Raw genomic sequence first — 15,053 nt, 5'->3', positions numbered from 1 at the left:
CCAGGGCGCATTCCGGTCAGGGGAATACCGGTTTGGCGCCTCAGAGCGTGTCACAAGTGAGTGTCAGGCCCGCATCCGAACGCCCGGATACGGGTCTAGCGTGCGTCCCGATCGAGAACCCGCGCCTCGGGGCCGAGAGCCGCCGCGACCTTGTCCTCAATCCAGCCCCAGGCCTCGCGCTCACGCGGGCCCGCGGTCTTGGCGATGGCGATGGCGAGGTAGGCCATCTCCGTCAACACCTTGTCCGGCTCAAGCATGTGGAGCCGGGTCGAGAGGATCGCCGCCTCCAGCACCGCGGCCTGGGCGCGGTTGTAGCCGATGAACGGCGCGTGGGCGGCGGAATGGACCATGCGGCCGCGAAAGCGCGGCCTCGTCTCGTGCTCCTCCACCGCGGCAACCGCGAACTCGGCATGGCCGAAGCTGTCGGCAAGCCGCCGGCCGGGAATGGCCGTGCAGGCCACGGTCGGCCAGTCGCGCCGCCCGGTTACCGCCCCGGCGATCACCCGGATGTCCCGCGGGCTCGAAGCTGCAAAGCACGGGTTGGCCTCGAGATTGGCGATGGTCGGCGAGGGCCGGAACGGCGCCAGCACGTAGCCGTCCGCCTCGCCGATCAGCCCGAACGGCACGAGGTGCAGCTCGCCGGAGGGCGCGAGCGTGGTGACGATGGTCTCCAGGATCAGCGGCATGGCTCAGGCCTCGTCCGCCGGCACCAGCCGGCCGCAGACCAGCTTGGTCGCGGGCTGGGCCGTCTCGGGTGCAACCTCGTCCCGGGCCTCGGATTCCGTGATCGTCTCGGGAGCGTCGGCATCCGCCTCGGGCTTCACCAGCCGGGCGTCGCGGGTGCCGGGTGGCGGCGCGTCGGGGCCGGAATGGCGGGTATGGCCGGCCTTCTTGAAGGCGGTGGAATCCTCGACATCGGAATCGGCCGCGCAGCCCCAGTTGAGGGGCTCGTCCTGCACGTAGCGCTTGCCGAGCCGCCAGGCGGTCTCGGCCTTGGTGAGCTCGGCCCCGAGATAGAAGGCGTGGGCGCCGTCGCTCTTCACGTCGAGATCGGGGAAGAAGGCCATCGCGTCGGTGCCGACCCTGTGGACGTCGCGGTTGTAGACGTGGATCCCGTCCTCGGCGACGGCGATCCGGTAATTCGAGTCGCGGATTTCGGCGGCGGCCTGGGCGACCTCCGCGGCGGTCTGCACGAAGGGGCGCTTGTCGTGAAGGGCGAGCAGCGCCCGTCCGTAGCCCTTGGGCAGGGCGGAATCGACTTTCGCCGCGTACATCACCCGGCGGGCGGCGTCGTGCTCCTCGACGGTGCGGCGGGTGTGGTTCGAGACCTGCACGATCAGCACGTTGCCGATCGACAGTTCCGAGCACATCCCGACCAGAAGGGCGGTCACGCCGAGCGAATCCGCCTCGGTCAGCTCCGTGAGGTTGCCGGTGCCCATCATCATCTGGATGTCGGGCCAGCGGGCGCGGGTGTCCCGGTAGCGGCTGATCGAATCCACGAAGCCGTGGTGGATCGGCTCCAGGATCGGATCCGCCAGGAACGGACGCCCGGCCTTCAGCATCCGCTCGATCGCCCGGTCGAGCGACGGCAGGTCGTCGGGGCGCAGGGGCACCAGGATCGGCACGGCATCGGTCTCGAAGGCGAGATCCAGCGTGTCGACGTTCAGGCTGAGCAGGTAGTCGGCGCCGGCGCGGGCGCCCCGGGCCAGCTCGTCCCGGTTGAAGGAATCGACGCTGACCTTAAGACCCGCGCCCTTCAGGGCCGCGACGGATTCCTCGAGATGAGGGAAGGTCGTGTCCGGCAGGCCGCCGAGGTCGATCACATCGGCGCCGCGGCGGGCGAGATCGAGGCCCTTGGCCAGAATCTCGTCGGGCGTCATCTTCGACGCGTCGACGATCTCGGAGAAGATCCGCAGGTCGTGCTTCGACAGATCGACCTTGCGGCCGGCGAGGCCGAGCCAGGCCGGCAGATCGACCACCTCGTCCGGGCCGCGCTCCACCGGCAGGTGGAAATGCTCGGCCAGCCGGGCGGTATCGGCCCGGCAACGGCCGGGCAGGACGATCCGGGTCGCGCCCTCGGGGATCTCGACCCGGCGGCGGATGATCTCCTCGGTCATCAGCGCGGCGACCTTCACGCCGGCATCCGCGATGCTCCAGTGGATCGTCGCCGGCAAACCGGCCGCGACCTTCTCCAGCCGCGCCCGGGCGAGGCGGCCGGTGACGAAGACGATGTGCTCGGGGGCGCTCACGCGGCCACCCGCTGCTGCAGCGTGACCCGGCGGGTCGGCCCCCAGATCGCGATCGGGCCGCCGTAGCGTGCCGCGAAAGCCGGGACGGCGGCATCGACCAGCCCGCGGCGGGCCAGCGCGTCCGGGGTTTCCTCCGACGCGGCGTCGGCGGACTTCACCAGCACGCAAAGGCGGGCACGCAGGCGCGTGGCGAGCCAGAGCGCGAGGCTGTCGGAGGTGACGTCCCAATTCTCGGGGATGTCGGGATGGCCGGCGCGCAGGCTCGCCGGGTCCCAGATGCAGGCCGCGGCATCGTCGGTCCAGGGTTCGATGCTACGGGTCAGCCGCGGCTCCTGCGCGCAAAAAAACGTGGCCATGCGGCCCATCGCGTCGAGGGCGCGACGGTGGGCCTCCGCATCGTCGAAGCCGTCGCGGATCTGATCCGTCCGCACGGCATCCGCGAAGGTCCCGCCGCCCGGCACGACGACGCAGCGCCTGTAGGTGCCGTCCGCCACCTCGGCCAGCAGGCCGCGCAGCCGCGCCGGATCCGCCTCCAGGCTGCCGCCGATCTTGAGGACCGTCGTCACGCGGCGTCCCGATGGTTCGGCCGCAGGGCGCGCACGGCCTCGGCGACCCGCAGGGGGTCGATGCCGTTGCGCCGGTCGAACTCGCGGCACAGGCCGCCGCGGAAGCCGAAATAATCCGGGCGGTGAGCGCTCAGGACCGGAATGTCGGTGATCCGGAGGGAGCCCGCCAGCCCGCTCATCAGCCCGTGGGTCCGGCAGGCCGCCGTGAACGCCGCCAGCGCCTCCGGCTCGGCGAGATCGGTCAGCCGCGCGCCGGACTTGCCGGCGGTGTCGATCATCGCCCCCGCGAAGCCGGCCTGGGCCAGGGCCGGGACCAGATCGGCCGCCGGGCCGTCCTCGGCGAACAGGACCGCGATCAGGCGGCCCGGCGCGGCCGCCGTCAGGGCGGCCATCGCGGCCTTGTCGCGCCTGTCCCGGGCGTCGAGACCGGTCTTCACCCAGTCGATCCCGGTCGCGGCCATCGCGGTGACGGCGTCGGGCGCCGGGTCGGCCACCGCGCTGGTCACGGCCGCGCCAGCAATCCGGGCGACGATCTCCGTCACCACGTCCACGTCGAGGGCACCGAGCGCCCCGCGCTCCGGATCCTTGGCGTCGATCAGGTCGGCCCCGGCGAGCTGGGCCGCCTCGGCTTCGGCCGGGTCGCGGACGCTGACGAGGAGGCTGGGCAGGGGGGCTGGCGGAACGGGGAACGCGGACACGGATCTCTCGAAGATGTGCGGCACGCAATCACGACTTGCCGGGCAGCGGCTCGGCGAGCAGGCGGTTCTTCACCACCCAGCGCATGGCATGCGCCCAGGTGTCGTCGGTATCGGCCCGGATCGTCACCTGGCCGCCGCGCACCATCTTGCCGGTCTCGGCCTCGGCGATGGTGACGTTCAGGTTGAAGATCTGACCGGATCCCTTCTCCACATAGCCGGTCACGACGAGATCCGCACCCAGGCTCTTGGCGATGTCGGCCGCGCAGCCGTTGCACTTGTAGAGCGGGCCTTCCTTGGCGACCACATCGGCCTTCGGGGCGGTATCGACGATCTCCAGGCCGGCCTGGTTGTGCAGAGCGTTGCGCAGCTCGTCGGTCACCAGCGCCAGCTTCTTCGTGTCCACCGGCCGGGCCCGCGTGCCGTAGGTGGCGCCGGGATCGAACAGCTCGACGGGGAAGATCGCAGCCTTCTCGGCGGCGACGGCGGGGCCGGCGAGGAGGCAGGCGGTCACCGCGCAGGCGAACAGGTGGCGCATCCTCGGGGCTCCCTCACGATGATCGATGCCGTGTCATCCGGCGCATTCGCGTCCCTATAGCTCGGGCGAAGGGACAAATTGGCAATGTACAACGTCGCGTGCTTGGCCCACGACGCGAACGTGATCATTCGCCAAGAAGCCGCGGTTGAGCGGCCGGATCGGAAGCTGCTAGAGGCCGCGCACATGCACGATCCTGCACACGCCCCGGTCCAGCGCCACACTCTGCCCGCCCGGTCCCGGGCCGGGCTTCGCGCCGCCCTCGTGGCCGGTGCGCTGCTGGCGCCCCTTGCCGCTCTGGCCCAGCAGCCCGCGCCGCCGCCGATCGACACGCATATCGGGCTGATCTACCGGCCGCAGCCGGCGCCGTCCTCCTACGATGCCGAGGCCGCCCCGGAGGACGAGGGACTGGCCGGCGCCAAGATGGGCATCGCCGACAACAACACCACCGGCCGCTTCACCAAGCAGACCTTCGCGCTGGACGAGGTCGCGCTCAGCGACGAGAAGCCCGACGCGGTGGCGGCCGCCAAGGAGCTCATCGCCAAGGGCGTGAACTACCTGGTGCTCGCCCTGCCGGCCGACGCGGTGCTGGCGGTGGCCGATGCCGTCAAGGAGACCGGCGCGGTGGTGCTCAATGCCGGCGCCCCGGACGACCGCCTGCGCGGCGCCGATTGCCGGGCCAACGTGTTCCACATCCTGCCGTCCCGGGCGATGCTGACGGATGCCGTCGCGCAGTACCTGACGGTGATGCGCTGGCGGAAGATCTTTCTGATCGTCGGCCCGACCGACGCCGACAAGGCCTATGCCGAGGCGGTACGAAACTCCGCCCGCAAGTTCGGCCTGAAGATCACCGCGGAGAAGCCCTGGACCTTCGGGCCGCTCGCCAAGGCGCGCGGCGATACGCCGACCCGGGCCGAGGCGATGGTCTTCACCCGGGGCCTCGACTACGACATGGCGATCGTGGCCGACGAGGAGGGCGACTGGGGCGACTACGTCTCCTACCGCACCGTCGATCCCCGCCCCGTCGGCGGCACGCAGGCGCTCACCTCCACGAGCTGGTCGCCCGTCCTCGAGACCTGGGGCGCCGCGCAGGCCCAGAACCGCTTCCGGCGGCTCGCCTCCCGGCTGATGCGCCCGCTCGATTACCAGGTCTGGGCCGCGGTCCGCACGGTCGGCGACGCCGTGACCGCCAAGAAGAGCAACGATCCGGCGGTTCTCGCTCCGTACCTGGTCGACCCGGCCTTCAACCTGCCGGCCTACAAAGGGGTGTCGCTGACCTTCCGCCCCTGGGACCACCAGCTGCGCCAGCCGGTGATCGTGGTCCAGCCGAAGGCCCTGGTCTCGGTCGCGCCCGAGCAGGGCTTCCTGCACCAGCGTACCCCGCTCGACACTCTGGGGGTCGACCTGCCCGAGACCACCTGTAAGTTCAAATGAGGGTCGCGGGCGCCTGCGGCGTTGGCGAGGGGCCCGCGCCCTCGCAACGCGCGGGCGATGCTCTACAATCCACCTCCGAGAACGTCCTTCGAGGACGCCGGGACGTCACAAGGGAAGGAATGCGTATGCGCCGCCGCGTCGAGGCAGGTCTGAGTGTGGTCGCCCTCGGAGCGTGGTTCGCCCTCAGCGGGCCGGCCGTCGCCTTCACCGCCTACGTGACCAACGAGAAGGGCAATTCCGTCAGCGTCATCGATACGAATACGATGGCCGTGACCGCGACCTGGAAGGTCGGGCGCCGGCCGCGCGGCGTCACCGTGTCGAAGGACGGCAAGGAGGTCTTCGTCTGCGCCAGCGACGACGACCGGATCGACGTGCTCGATACCAGCACCGGCAAGGTCGTGCGCTCGCTGCGCTCCGGCCCCGACCCCGAGCAGTTCATCCTCGATGCCTCCGGCAATCCGCTCTACGTCGCCAACGAGGATGACAGCCAGGTCACGATCATCGACATTGAGAAGAACAAGGTCCTGGCCGAGGTGCCGGTCGGGGTCGAGCCGGAGGGGATGGGCCTGTCGCCGGACGGGAAGATCCTGGTCAACACCTCCGAGACCACCAACATGGCGCACTTCATTGACACCAAGACCTTCCAAGTCATCGACAACGTGCTGGTGGATGCACGGCCGCGCTTTGCCGAGTTCACCGCCGACGGCAAGTTCCTGTGGGTCTCGGCCGAGGTCGGCGGCACGGTCAGCGTGATCGATGTGGCCCAGCGCCGGGTGATCAAGAAGATCACCTTCAAGATCCCGAGCGTGAACGACGAGGCGATTCAGCCGGTCGGCATCCGCATCACCAAGGACGGTACCAAGGCGTTCGTGGCGCTCGGCCCGGCCAACCGGGTCGCGGTGGTCGATGCCAAGTCCTACGCGGTCGAGAAGTACCTGCCGGTGGGCCAGCGCGTCTGGCAGCTCGCCTTCACGCCCGACCAGAAGATGCTGTTCACCACCAACGGCACCTCGAACGACGTCTCGGTGATCGACGTAGCCGCCGAGAAGGTGGTGAAAAGCATCCCGGTCGGCCTGCTGCCCTGGGGCGTGGCCATCTCCCCGAACTGATTTGTCCCGCGAGGACGGGCGGCAGATCGGGGCCTGTAACCCCGATCGACAGCCCATGACACAAGGCATCGCCGCGTGAACGGCGGCACAGGGATAGGAACGACATGACGCGAACGCTTCGGATCGCAGCCCTCGCCCTGGCCGGCCTGTTCGCGGCCGGTCCCGCCGCGGCCCTCGACCTGACCAAGAAGCGGGAGAACCTGCCCGACCTCGTCCTCGGCGACGACCAGGGCAATGATTTCGCGGTCGAGAACAAGGACATCACCCTCGAATCCGGCAAGGCCTACCGGCTGCGGATCGTCGCCAAGGGCCGCCAGGAATACAAGTTCTACGCGCCCGAGTTCTTCCGCTACATTTGGCTCAACCAGATCGTCATCGAGCACAAGGAGATCCACGGCGGCGGCGCCCCCGATCACCTGGAGTTCGACGATCCCGGCGAGATCGCCGTCGAGTTCGTCGCGATCAAGCCGGGCGCCTACAAGTGGGAGGCCCGCGGCCTGGAAGCGAAGGGCATGACCGGCACGTTGACGGTGAAGTGATGGGCGCCGAATTCAGAATTTGGCGCGAGGCTGCCGCCGCATCTCCCTCCCCCCTCAGTGGGGGGAGGGGGTTCGCGCTCGCATTCCTCAGCATCTTTTTGACCACGCCCGCCCTCGCGACCGATGACGCGTCCTCCTGCGCGGAAGGCATCACGATGATCCGCGACGCCCTGGCCGCGAACCCGTCCGAGGCCGCTCTGCCGAAACTGAAAAAAGCCCTCCGGGTCGCCGAGCGCGAGCAGAAGGAGGGCGAGTTCGACGAGTGCCTCGACGCGGTCGCGGATGCCCGCAGGGCGCTCGGTCGATGAGCGAGGCGGCGCTGCTGGTCGAGCATGTCGGCCACCGCTTCGGCGCGCGGGCGGCGCTGGACGACGTGTCGCTCACCGTCGAGCGCGGGCGGTTCGCGGCCCTGCTCGGGCCCAACGGCGCCGGCAAGACGACGCTGTTCTCGGTGATTACCCGGCTCTACAACAACCAGAGCGGCCGGGTCTCGATCTTCGGCCATGGGCTCGACCGCGAGCCGTCTCGGGCCCTGGCCCGGCTCGGCGTGGTGTTCCAGGCCCGGACCCTCGATACCGACCTCACCGTCGAGCAGAACCTGCTCTATCACGCCAGCCTTCACGGCATCGCCCGCAAGGCAGGAAAGCTCCGGGTGGGGGAGTTGCTCGACCGCGTCGGCCTCGCCGACCGGCGCCACGACAAGGTCCGCACGCTCTCGGGCGGCCAGTCGCGCCGGATCGAGATCGCGCGCTCGCTGATTCACCGGCCGGACCTGTTGCTGCTCGACGAGCCCACGGTGGGGCTCGATCTCGAATCCCGGGCCGACATCGTCGCGATCGTCCGCGCCCTGGTGCGCGAGGAGGGCCTGTCCGTCCTCTGGGCGACCCACATCTTCGAGGAGATCGCGCCGGAGGACGACGCCGTGGTGCTGCACCGGGGACGCATCGTCGCCCGGGGCCGGGCCGGGGATATCGGCGCGCCGGGCGAGAACCTCGCCGACGCCTTCCGCCGCCTCGTCGCCGAGCCGGGGAGGGCAGCGGCGTGATGGACGACCGGACGATACGCGCGCTCTCCCTTCCCCCTCTGCGGGGGAGGGTGGGCCGGCCCCCGCAGTGGGGGGCGCGGAAGGCGCGTGTTTCCGGCCGTAGCCCTCGCTACGAGATCAAAGGCGTCTGCCTACGCATGGGTCAGCTCACATGACGCCTCCCCTCGCCACGGCCGTCCCGGCAACCCAGACCCATAAAACCGCCCGAATGGGCCGGCTCGATGCGGTCGGCTACCTGATCTGCCTCGGCGGCATCGTCCGGCGGGAATTGCTGCGCTTCTTCAATCAGAAGGAGCGGTTCTTCTCAGCCCTGGTCCGGCCTTTGGTCTGGCTGTTCATCTTCGCGGCGGGGTTCCGCAACACCCTCGGGGTCTCGATCGAGCCGCCCTACCAGACCTACGTGCTCTACGAGGTCTACGTGGTGCCGGGGCTGGCCGTGATGATCCAGCTGTTCAACGGCATGCAATCCTCGCTCTCGATGGTCTACGACCGCGAGGTCGGCTCCATGAAGGTGCTGCTGACCTCGCCCTATCCGCGCTGGCTGCTGCTGCTCGCCAAGCTGATCGCCGGTGTCTCGGTGTCGATCGTGCAGGCCTACGCGTTCCTGGCCGTGGCGTATTTCTGGGAGACCGACATTCCGCCGCTCGGATACCTGGCGGCGCTCCCGGCCTTCTTGGCCTCGGGGCTGATGCTGGGCGCGATCGGCCTGTTCCTGTCGTCGCTGGTGCGCCAGCTCGAGAACTTCGCCAGCGTGATGAACTTCGTGATCTTCCCGATGTTCTTCGCCTCATCAGCGCTCTACCCGCTGTGGCGGATCCGGGAATCCTCGGAAACGCTCTACTGGATCTGCGAGTTGAACCCGTTCAGCCACGCGGTCCAGCTCGTGCGCTTCGCCCTCTACGTCCAGTTCGAGCCGGTCGCCTGCGCGGTCGTCGTGGGCGTGGCCCTCGCGTTCTTCGGGATGGCGGTCGTCGCCTACGATCCCGGGCGCGGCATCATGGCCCGCCGCGGCGGGCCGGCCGGCGATAACACCTAGCTCCCATGATCGCGTGATGATTTCGGAAACCCTTCGATGACCCGTATGCCCGCCCGCCTTCTCGCCTCCGCCCTCGGCCTCGCGCTGACGACCGGGCCGGTCCTCGCCCAGCCGCGGCAGGACCCGGACTGGCCCTGCGTCCAGCGGAAGGTCGCGACCCTGAGCCCCGGCCAGTTCTGGACCGGGCCGGATATCGCCGCGGCCGGTGACTGGGGCAGCGACAACGACGCGGCGGTGCTCGCCCAGAAGATCGCGTCCCGCCGCACCGAGCTGTCCGAGGTCGGCCCGCTGCTCGATGCCTTCGTGGCGAAGCTCGGGGCCGACAAGGACGCGAAGGCCAAGTCGCTGACCCATGTCTATGCCGGCGTGTTCGAGGTCATCAACGGCGAGCGCGACAAGGTCATGGGCGGGATCGCCCGCTACGCCCAGGGCCAGCGCCGGATGGCCGAGCGGATCCGCGACGAGGCGGACAAGATCAGCCAGACCAAGGATGCGCCGAGCGCCACCGACGCCACCGAGCTGCCCAAGGACCAGTCGGAGCTGGAGACCAAGTTCGCCTGGGACCGCCGCATCTTCCAGGAGCGCAGCCAGTCGCTGACCTATGTCTGCGAGGTGCCGCAGCTGCTCGAGCAGCGGCTCGGGGAGATCGCCCGGATGATTCAGGCGCGCCTCTGAGGGCTGCGCCGGACCGGCATGCGCGGATTGCCAATTCATCCCAGGATGCTTGCCGAAACTTCCCTAAGCATCTGAAATCGTTATCGAAACTGTTGCCGTTAAATCACGTGCATCGGCGTTCGATATCGGTATTTCCGAAAGGTTGCTGAAACCGGCCGCGCGTGGTGTCCGATCAATTGTGTCCTTTTCCTTTGCCCGCCAAGAGTGACCTCAAGCTCGGCTGAAACGAGCGCGGGTTCACGGCAAGGGGATTGGGATGTCACTGAGGGCGCTTCGGAGCAGCCTGGTCGCGTCGGCGTCGGTTCTGGGCGGGGCGATGCTGCCCTGCGCCGCGCAGGCGCAGAATGCCGTGACGCTGGGTGAGATCAGTGTCGTCTCGACCACGCCGGTGGGGTCGGGCGGCGGCAATTCGAGCCGCGTCCAGAACCTGAACGGCCCGGGTGGCCTGGAGCCCGCCGGCTCGGCGCCGCCGCCGATCGGCCCGGTCCGCCTGCGCGGCAGCGAGCAGCCGCTCTACAAGATCCCCAGCACGGTCGAGACCGTCACGGCCAGCGACATCACGGTCGATCGCGGCACCGACAACGTCGTGGCGACCCTCGCCCGGCGCACCCCCGGCCTCAACCTGTCGGATTCGCAGGGCAACTCGAACCGCCCCGACGTCACCTATCGCGGCTTCACCGTCTCGCCGGTCCAGGGCGTACCGCAGGGCCTGGCCGTCTACCAGAACGGCGTGCGCATCAACGAAGCCTTCGGCGACACGGTCAATTTCGACCTGATCCCCCCGCAGGCGATCCAGCGGATCGACGTGGTGACCGGCAACCCGGTCTTCGGCCTCAACGCGCTCGGCGGCGCGGTCAACATCCAGATGAAGAACGGCTTCACCTGGCAGGGCACCGAGATCTCCGCCTGGGGCGGCTCGGACGCCCGCACCGCCGGCTACGTCGAGTACGGCAAGGTCTCCGGCCCGTGGAGCGTCTACTTCACCGGCGACGGCCTGAACGACCGCGGCTGGCGCTACGAGAGCCCGAGCACGATCGGCCGGCTCTACGGCGATATCGGCTACCGCTCGCAGGATTCGGAGTTCCACCTGATCGGGCTCGCCGCCCGCAGCTTCTTCGGCGCCGCCGCCGCGACGCCGGTGGACTTCACCCACCGCGACCCGCGGGCGATCTTCACCTACCCGCAGACCACCACCACCGAGGTCGGCACCCTCCAGCTCACCGGCCGGGTCGACGTGTCGCCGACCTGGGATCTCGCCGGCAACGCCTATTTCCGCCGCTTCAGCCAGACCTATGTCGACGGCAACGACGGCAACTTCGAGAATTGCAGCACCCGCTCCAGCTTCCGCGGCAATCTCTGCTTCGAGGATGACGGTTTCAGCCCGGCCGCCGGCCAGACGCAGCTCGCCTTCCGCAACCAGTTCCTGATGCTGGGCCAGCAGAACCAGCGCATCCCGTTCCGGTCCGGCATCCCGTACGGCACGCTCGACGTGACCAACACGGAGGCCACGGGCTTCGGCGGATCGATCCAGGCGGCCAACCGCGACCGGGTGTTCGGCCTGTCGAATTCCTTCGTGGTCGGCGGCAGCATCGATGCCGCGAACTACTCGTTCAAGTCGTCCAGCACCCTGGGCGTGATCAACCCGAACCTGTCGATCACCACCGATCCGAGCAACCCGTTCTACGGCAACATCCCGGGCCTGGGCACGACCCAGCTCCGGACCGCCGGAGCGCTCGGGATCGCCCCGAGCTCGGTCAACGGCTCGAACCTGTATATGGGCCTCTACACGCTCGACACTCTCGACGTGACCGACCGGCTGTCGCTGACGGCGGGCGCGCGGCTCAACTTCGCCCGCATCCAGAGCGAGGATCTCACCGGCTTCTCGCCGGACGTGACTGGCACGCATTACTACAACAAGATCAACCCGGTCGCCGGCCTGACCTACCGCTTCACCGACGCGCTCAACCTCTACGGCAGCTACTCGGAGTCGAACCGCGCGCCGACGCCGCTGGAGCTGGCCTGCTCGAACCCGGACCGGCCGTGCCTCCTGCCGAACTCGCTGGTCGCCGATCCGCCGCTCAAGCAGGTTACCGGGCGGACCTACGAGGTCGGCTTCCGGGGCGCGCTGCCGAACACCTATGACGGCGGCGTGATCAGCTACAAGATCGGCGCCTTCCGCACCGACCTGTCGAACGACATCCTGTCGCTCGCCACCCCGGGCAACACCGCCCGCGCCTACTTCGTGAACGTGCCCTCGACCCAGCGTCAGGGCATCGAGGTCGGCAGCGAGTACACGGCCGATTACCTGCGGGTCTACGCCAACTACGCGCTGATCGACGCCACCTTCCAGTTCAACGGCACGCTCTCCTCGCCCAACAACCCGCTCTCGGATGACGGGGCGATCGAGGTCCGCAAGGGCAACGTCGTGCCGCTGGTGCCTACGCACCAGTTCAAGGCCGGGTTCGATTACTTCATCACCCCCGACTGGCAGGTCGGCCTCTACCTCCAGGCCTTCTCCTCGTCCTACTTCCGCGGCGACGAGTCGAACCTGAACCGCAAGCTGCCGCCCTACTACGTCATGAACTTCCAGACGAAGTATCAGGTCACCAAGAACCTCGAGGTCTTCGGCCTCATCACCAACCTGACCAACAACCGCTACGCCACCTTCGGCACCTTCGCCGAGCCGGGCGCGGTCGCCGGAAACCTGCGGATCAGCGATCCGCGGACCACGACCCTGTCGCAGCCGTTCTCGGTCTATGCCGGCATCCGCTACGCCTTCGGGGCGGATCCGGTGCCGATGTCGGCCGAGCCGATCATCCGCAAGTACTGACGCACCATTCCGTCAGGGCAGGGCGCTCCGCGCGGTCTTCGGACCGGGCGGGGCGCCCTGCGCGTTTCCGGGCCCCCGAGACCGAACGCCGTGCGGCCTCACGTCTCAGGAACGCGCCTTCGCCCCCCGCGTCTCTTCCGGGAGCGATCGACGCTCCGGCCGGCCCCCGGCGATCCCCGTGGGTCGCGGCCGGGCGCGCCCTGAACGACCTGGAGAAACGCCCCGATGATGATGAGATTCGCCGTCGCCGCCCTGGCTCTCGCAGCCGCCACCCCGGCCTGGGCGACACCCTGCGCCGACGAGGTGTCCACGCTGCAGAAGCGCCTCGACAGCGCGGGCGCCGCCTCGGTGACCGGCACGACCCCGCCCGGCGGCACGACCTCGTCGCATTCCGACAAGGCGCTCGCGACCCCGCCGGCCCTGACCAAGAGCGACGCCGCCGTGAAGCCGACCGCCTCGGGCGTCGACGAGGCCAAGCGCCTGGTTGCCAAGGCCGCGGAAGAGGACAAGGCCGGCAATGCCGAGGCCTGCCGCAACACGATCATGCAGGCCAAGGAGAAGGCCGGCGCCCTGCCGTAGTCCGTCTCAGAGTCCATCCGGCAGCGGTTTTGGCTGAATGTCAGCCGAGACCGCCCTATCGTCCAACCTCTCACCTCAACCGGGGGTGAGAGGTTCGGAGTACGGGTGTAAGACCCGCGTTCAATACGCGTTCTCGGTCCTGAACAGCGCGAACGGCGTCGTGATCAGGATCTGCAGGTCGAGCAGCACCGACCAGTTCTCGATGTAGAACAGGTCGTGCTCGACGCGCCGCTGCAGCTTCTCCGACGTGTCGGTCTCGCCGCGCCAGCCATTGACCTGCGCCCAGCCGGTGATGCCGGGCTTGACCTTGTGACGGGCGAAATAGCCGTCGACCACCTGATCGTAGAGCGTGTTGGCAGCCTTGGCCTGCAGCGCGTGCGGACGGGGCCCGACCAGCGACAGGTCGCCCTTCAGCACGTTGAAGAGTTGCGGCAGCTCGTCCAGCGAAGTCTTGCGGATGAAGCGCCCGACCGGGGTAACCCGAGGGTCGCCGCGGGTGACCATCCTGTCGGCGCCGGCGTCGCACTGATCGACATACATCGACCGGAACTTGAAGACCTCGATCAGCTCGTTGTTGAAGCCGTGGCGCTTCTGCCGGAACAGCACCGGCCCGCGCGAGGTCAGCCGCACCGCCAGAGCCACCGCGATCATGAGCGGCGACAGGGCCAGAAGCATCATCAGGCCGACGCTGCGGTCGAACAGAGCCTTCAGCACCACATCCCAATCGGCGATCGGCCGGTCGAACACGTCCAGCACCGGCACCGAGCCGAGATACGAGTAGCTCCGCGGGCGCAGCCGCAGCTTGGCCGCGTGGGCCGACAGGCGGATATCGATCGGCAGCACCCAGAGCTTCGCGAGCATCTGGAGGATCCGCGCCTCGGCGGTGATCGGGATCGTGAACACGATCAGGTCGAGCCGGGCGTGACGGGCATAGGTGACGAGATCGTCGACCGTGCCCAGCTTCGGATAGCCGGCGACCACGTCCGAGGACCGGTCGGCGTTGCGGTCGTCGAACACGCCGACGATGCGGATGCCGCTGTCGCTCTGCTTCTCGAGGGCGGCGATCAGCTCTTCCGCCGGCTTGCCGCCGCCGACGATCGCGGTCCTGCGGTCGAACCGGCCTGCCCGGGTCTGGCCCTCGATCACCCGGGCGAGCGCGAAGCGGCCGGCCAGGAGGGCGGCGAGCCCGGTGCCGTAGAAAGCCGCGAGCCACAGGCGCGAATAATGATCAGCGACCTTGGCCAGCACCAAGATGGCGGCGACCATCAGGAAGGTCATCGACCACGCCGCGACCAACCGGATCGCCGCTTTGGGGAAGGCCCTGAAGGACGAGATCCGGTAACCGCCGGCGGCCTGGACCAGCGCCACGGTGAGGCCGGCGACCAGCGCGATCACGCCGGCATAGGTCAGCCCGAACGGCACCCGGCCACGCAGCATCAGCAGGTGCAGCAATGCGCCCAGACCGGAGATCAGGGCGAATTCGGCGGCCCGCACCAGCCCGGCCACGACGACCGGCGAGATCGCCGTCGGCGCGTGCGTCTGCAGGTCCGCGGGCGGAACCGCACCACCCAGTCGCGCGACGGCGGCCTGGCCGTCGAGCGGGCCGGTGGCCTCGAGAAGGTCGCGGATGTCGAACGCGCTCATCGATCGGTTCCTCCCGAGGCAAATCCCCCGGGTCTGCAGGTGTCTCACCGCTTTCCGATCATCGGAAACAGATGAGTTACTGAGCCTGGACCCTGGCACGGGCCCGTATAGAAAACT

Annotated in this window: 15 protein-coding genes; 9 read left to right on the top strand and 6 right to left on the bottom strand. The window is 68.9% G+C overall.

What is annotated here, in order from left to right; genetic code table 11:
- Positions 1-95: 95 nt before the first annotated feature.
- From BMZ47_RS10480 to BMZ47_RS10460, 5 genes are read right to left on the bottom strand one after another with little or no spacing between them, the layout of a single operon-like run.
- The gene (locus BMZ47_RS10480) at positions 96-686 is read right to left on the bottom strand and encodes a DUF447 domain-containing protein (protein ID WP_091861639.1); all 591 of its coding nucleotides are present in this window, start codon (positions 684-686) and stop codon (positions 96-98) included.
- Positions 687-689: 3 nt separating this feature from the next.
- Positions 690-2,249 (bottom strand): DUF6513 domain-containing protein, encoded by a 1,560-nt coding sequence (locus BMZ47_RS10475; RefSeq protein ID WP_091861636.1) that lies wholly within the window; start codon positions 2,247-2,249, stop codon positions 690-692.
- Positions 2,246-2,815, bottom strand: a complete 570-nt coding sequence (locus tag BMZ47_RS10470; RefSeq protein WP_091861633.1) for an amino acid kinase family protein — start codon at positions 2,813-2,815, stop codon at positions 2,246-2,248. Before BMZ47_RS10470 ends, BMZ47_RS10475 begins: the two co-directional genes overlap by 4 nt.
- The gene (locus BMZ47_RS10465; RefSeq protein WP_091862071.1) at positions 2,812-3,513 is read right to left on the bottom strand and encodes a (5-formylfuran-3-yl)methyl phosphate synthase; all 702 of its coding nucleotides are present in this window, start codon (positions 3,511-3,513) and stop codon (positions 2,812-2,814) included. Before BMZ47_RS10465 ends, BMZ47_RS10470 begins: the two co-directional genes overlap by 4 nt.
- Positions 3,514-3,541: 28 nt before the next feature.
- The gene (locus BMZ47_RS10460) at positions 3,542-4,048 is read right to left on the bottom strand and encodes a DUF3280 domain-containing protein (RefSeq protein WP_007563847.1); all 507 of its coding nucleotides are present in this window, start codon (positions 4,046-4,048) and stop codon (positions 3,542-3,544) included.
- 183 nt (positions 4,049-4,231) lie between these two features.
- On the opposite strand from BMZ47_RS10460, the gene BMZ47_RS10455 reads away from it, so the two are divergent.
- From BMZ47_RS10455 to BMZ47_RS10415, 9 genes are all read left to right on the top strand, one after another.
- Positions 4,232-5,479: an ABC transporter substrate-binding protein gene (locus BMZ47_RS10455; protein ID WP_091862069.1), complete on the top strand. Its 1,248-nt coding sequence runs from the start codon at positions 4,232-4,234 to the stop codon at positions 5,477-5,479.
- A gap of 125 nt (positions 5,480-5,604) precedes the next feature.
- A complete protein-coding gene (locus BMZ47_RS10450) occupies positions 5,605-6,588 on the top strand; it encodes a YVTN family beta-propeller repeat protein (protein ID WP_091861630.1) in 984 nt (327 codons plus the stop codon).
- Between the two features lie 104 nt (positions 6,589-6,692).
- The gene (locus tag BMZ47_RS10445) at positions 6,693-7,127 is read left to right on the top strand and encodes a cupredoxin domain-containing protein (protein WP_007563854.1); all 435 of its coding nucleotides are present in this window, start codon (positions 6,693-6,695) and stop codon (positions 7,125-7,127) included.
- Positions 7,127-7,435: a hypothetical protein gene (locus BMZ47_RS10440; RefSeq protein WP_244536787.1), complete on the top strand. Its 309-nt coding sequence runs from the start codon at positions 7,127-7,129 to the stop codon at positions 7,433-7,435. The genes BMZ47_RS10445 and BMZ47_RS10440 overlap by 1 nt, the downstream gene beginning before the upstream one ends.
- The gene (locus BMZ47_RS10435; RefSeq protein WP_091861627.1) at positions 7,432-8,172 is read left to right on the top strand and encodes an ABC transporter ATP-binding protein; all 741 of its coding nucleotides are present in this window, start codon (positions 7,432-7,434) and stop codon (positions 8,170-8,172) included. Before BMZ47_RS10440 ends, BMZ47_RS10435 begins: the two co-directional genes overlap by 4 nt.
- 151 nt (positions 8,173-8,323) lie before the next feature.
- Positions 8,324-9,208 carry an ABC transporter permease gene (locus BMZ47_RS10430; protein WP_208601032.1) on the top strand — a complete coding sequence of 295 codons (885 nt, stop codon included), beginning with the start codon at positions 8,324-8,326 and terminating at the stop codon, positions 9,206-9,208.
- Positions 9,209-9,244: 36 nt separating this feature from the next.
- On the top strand, positions 9,245-9,883 hold the full coding sequence (locus BMZ47_RS10425; protein WP_425285057.1) for a hypothetical protein: 639 nt from the start codon (positions 9,245-9,247) through the stop codon (positions 9,881-9,883).
- Positions 9,884-10,139: 256 nt separating this feature from the next.
- On the top strand, positions 10,140-12,713 hold the full coding sequence (locus BMZ47_RS10420; protein ID WP_091861620.1) for a TonB-dependent receptor: 2,574 nt from the start codon (positions 10,140-10,142) through the stop codon (positions 12,711-12,713).
- A 225-nt stretch (positions 12,714-12,938) separates the two neighbouring features.
- Positions 12,939-13,292: a hypothetical protein gene (locus tag BMZ47_RS10415; protein ID WP_007563866.1), complete on the top strand. Its 354-nt coding sequence runs from the start codon at positions 12,939-12,941 to the stop codon at positions 13,290-13,292.
- Positions 13,293-13,412: 120 nt separating this feature from the next.
- Here the strand turns inward: BMZ47_RS10415 and BMZ47_RS10410 are convergent, their stop codons facing one another.
- Entirely contained in the window at positions 13,413-14,936 is a 1,524-nt protein-coding gene (locus BMZ47_RS10410) for an undecaprenyl-phosphate glucose phosphotransferase (protein WP_091861617.1), read from the bottom strand.
- Positions 14,937-15,053 lie beyond the last annotated feature (117 nt).

This window comes from Methylobacterium brachiatum, from assembly GCF_900113845.1.
Taxonomy (GTDB): domain Bacteria; phylum Pseudomonadota; class Alphaproteobacteria; order Rhizobiales; family Beijerinckiaceae; genus Methylobacterium; species Methylobacterium brachiatum.
This window is presented reverse-complemented; position numbering and strand designations above follow the sequence as displayed.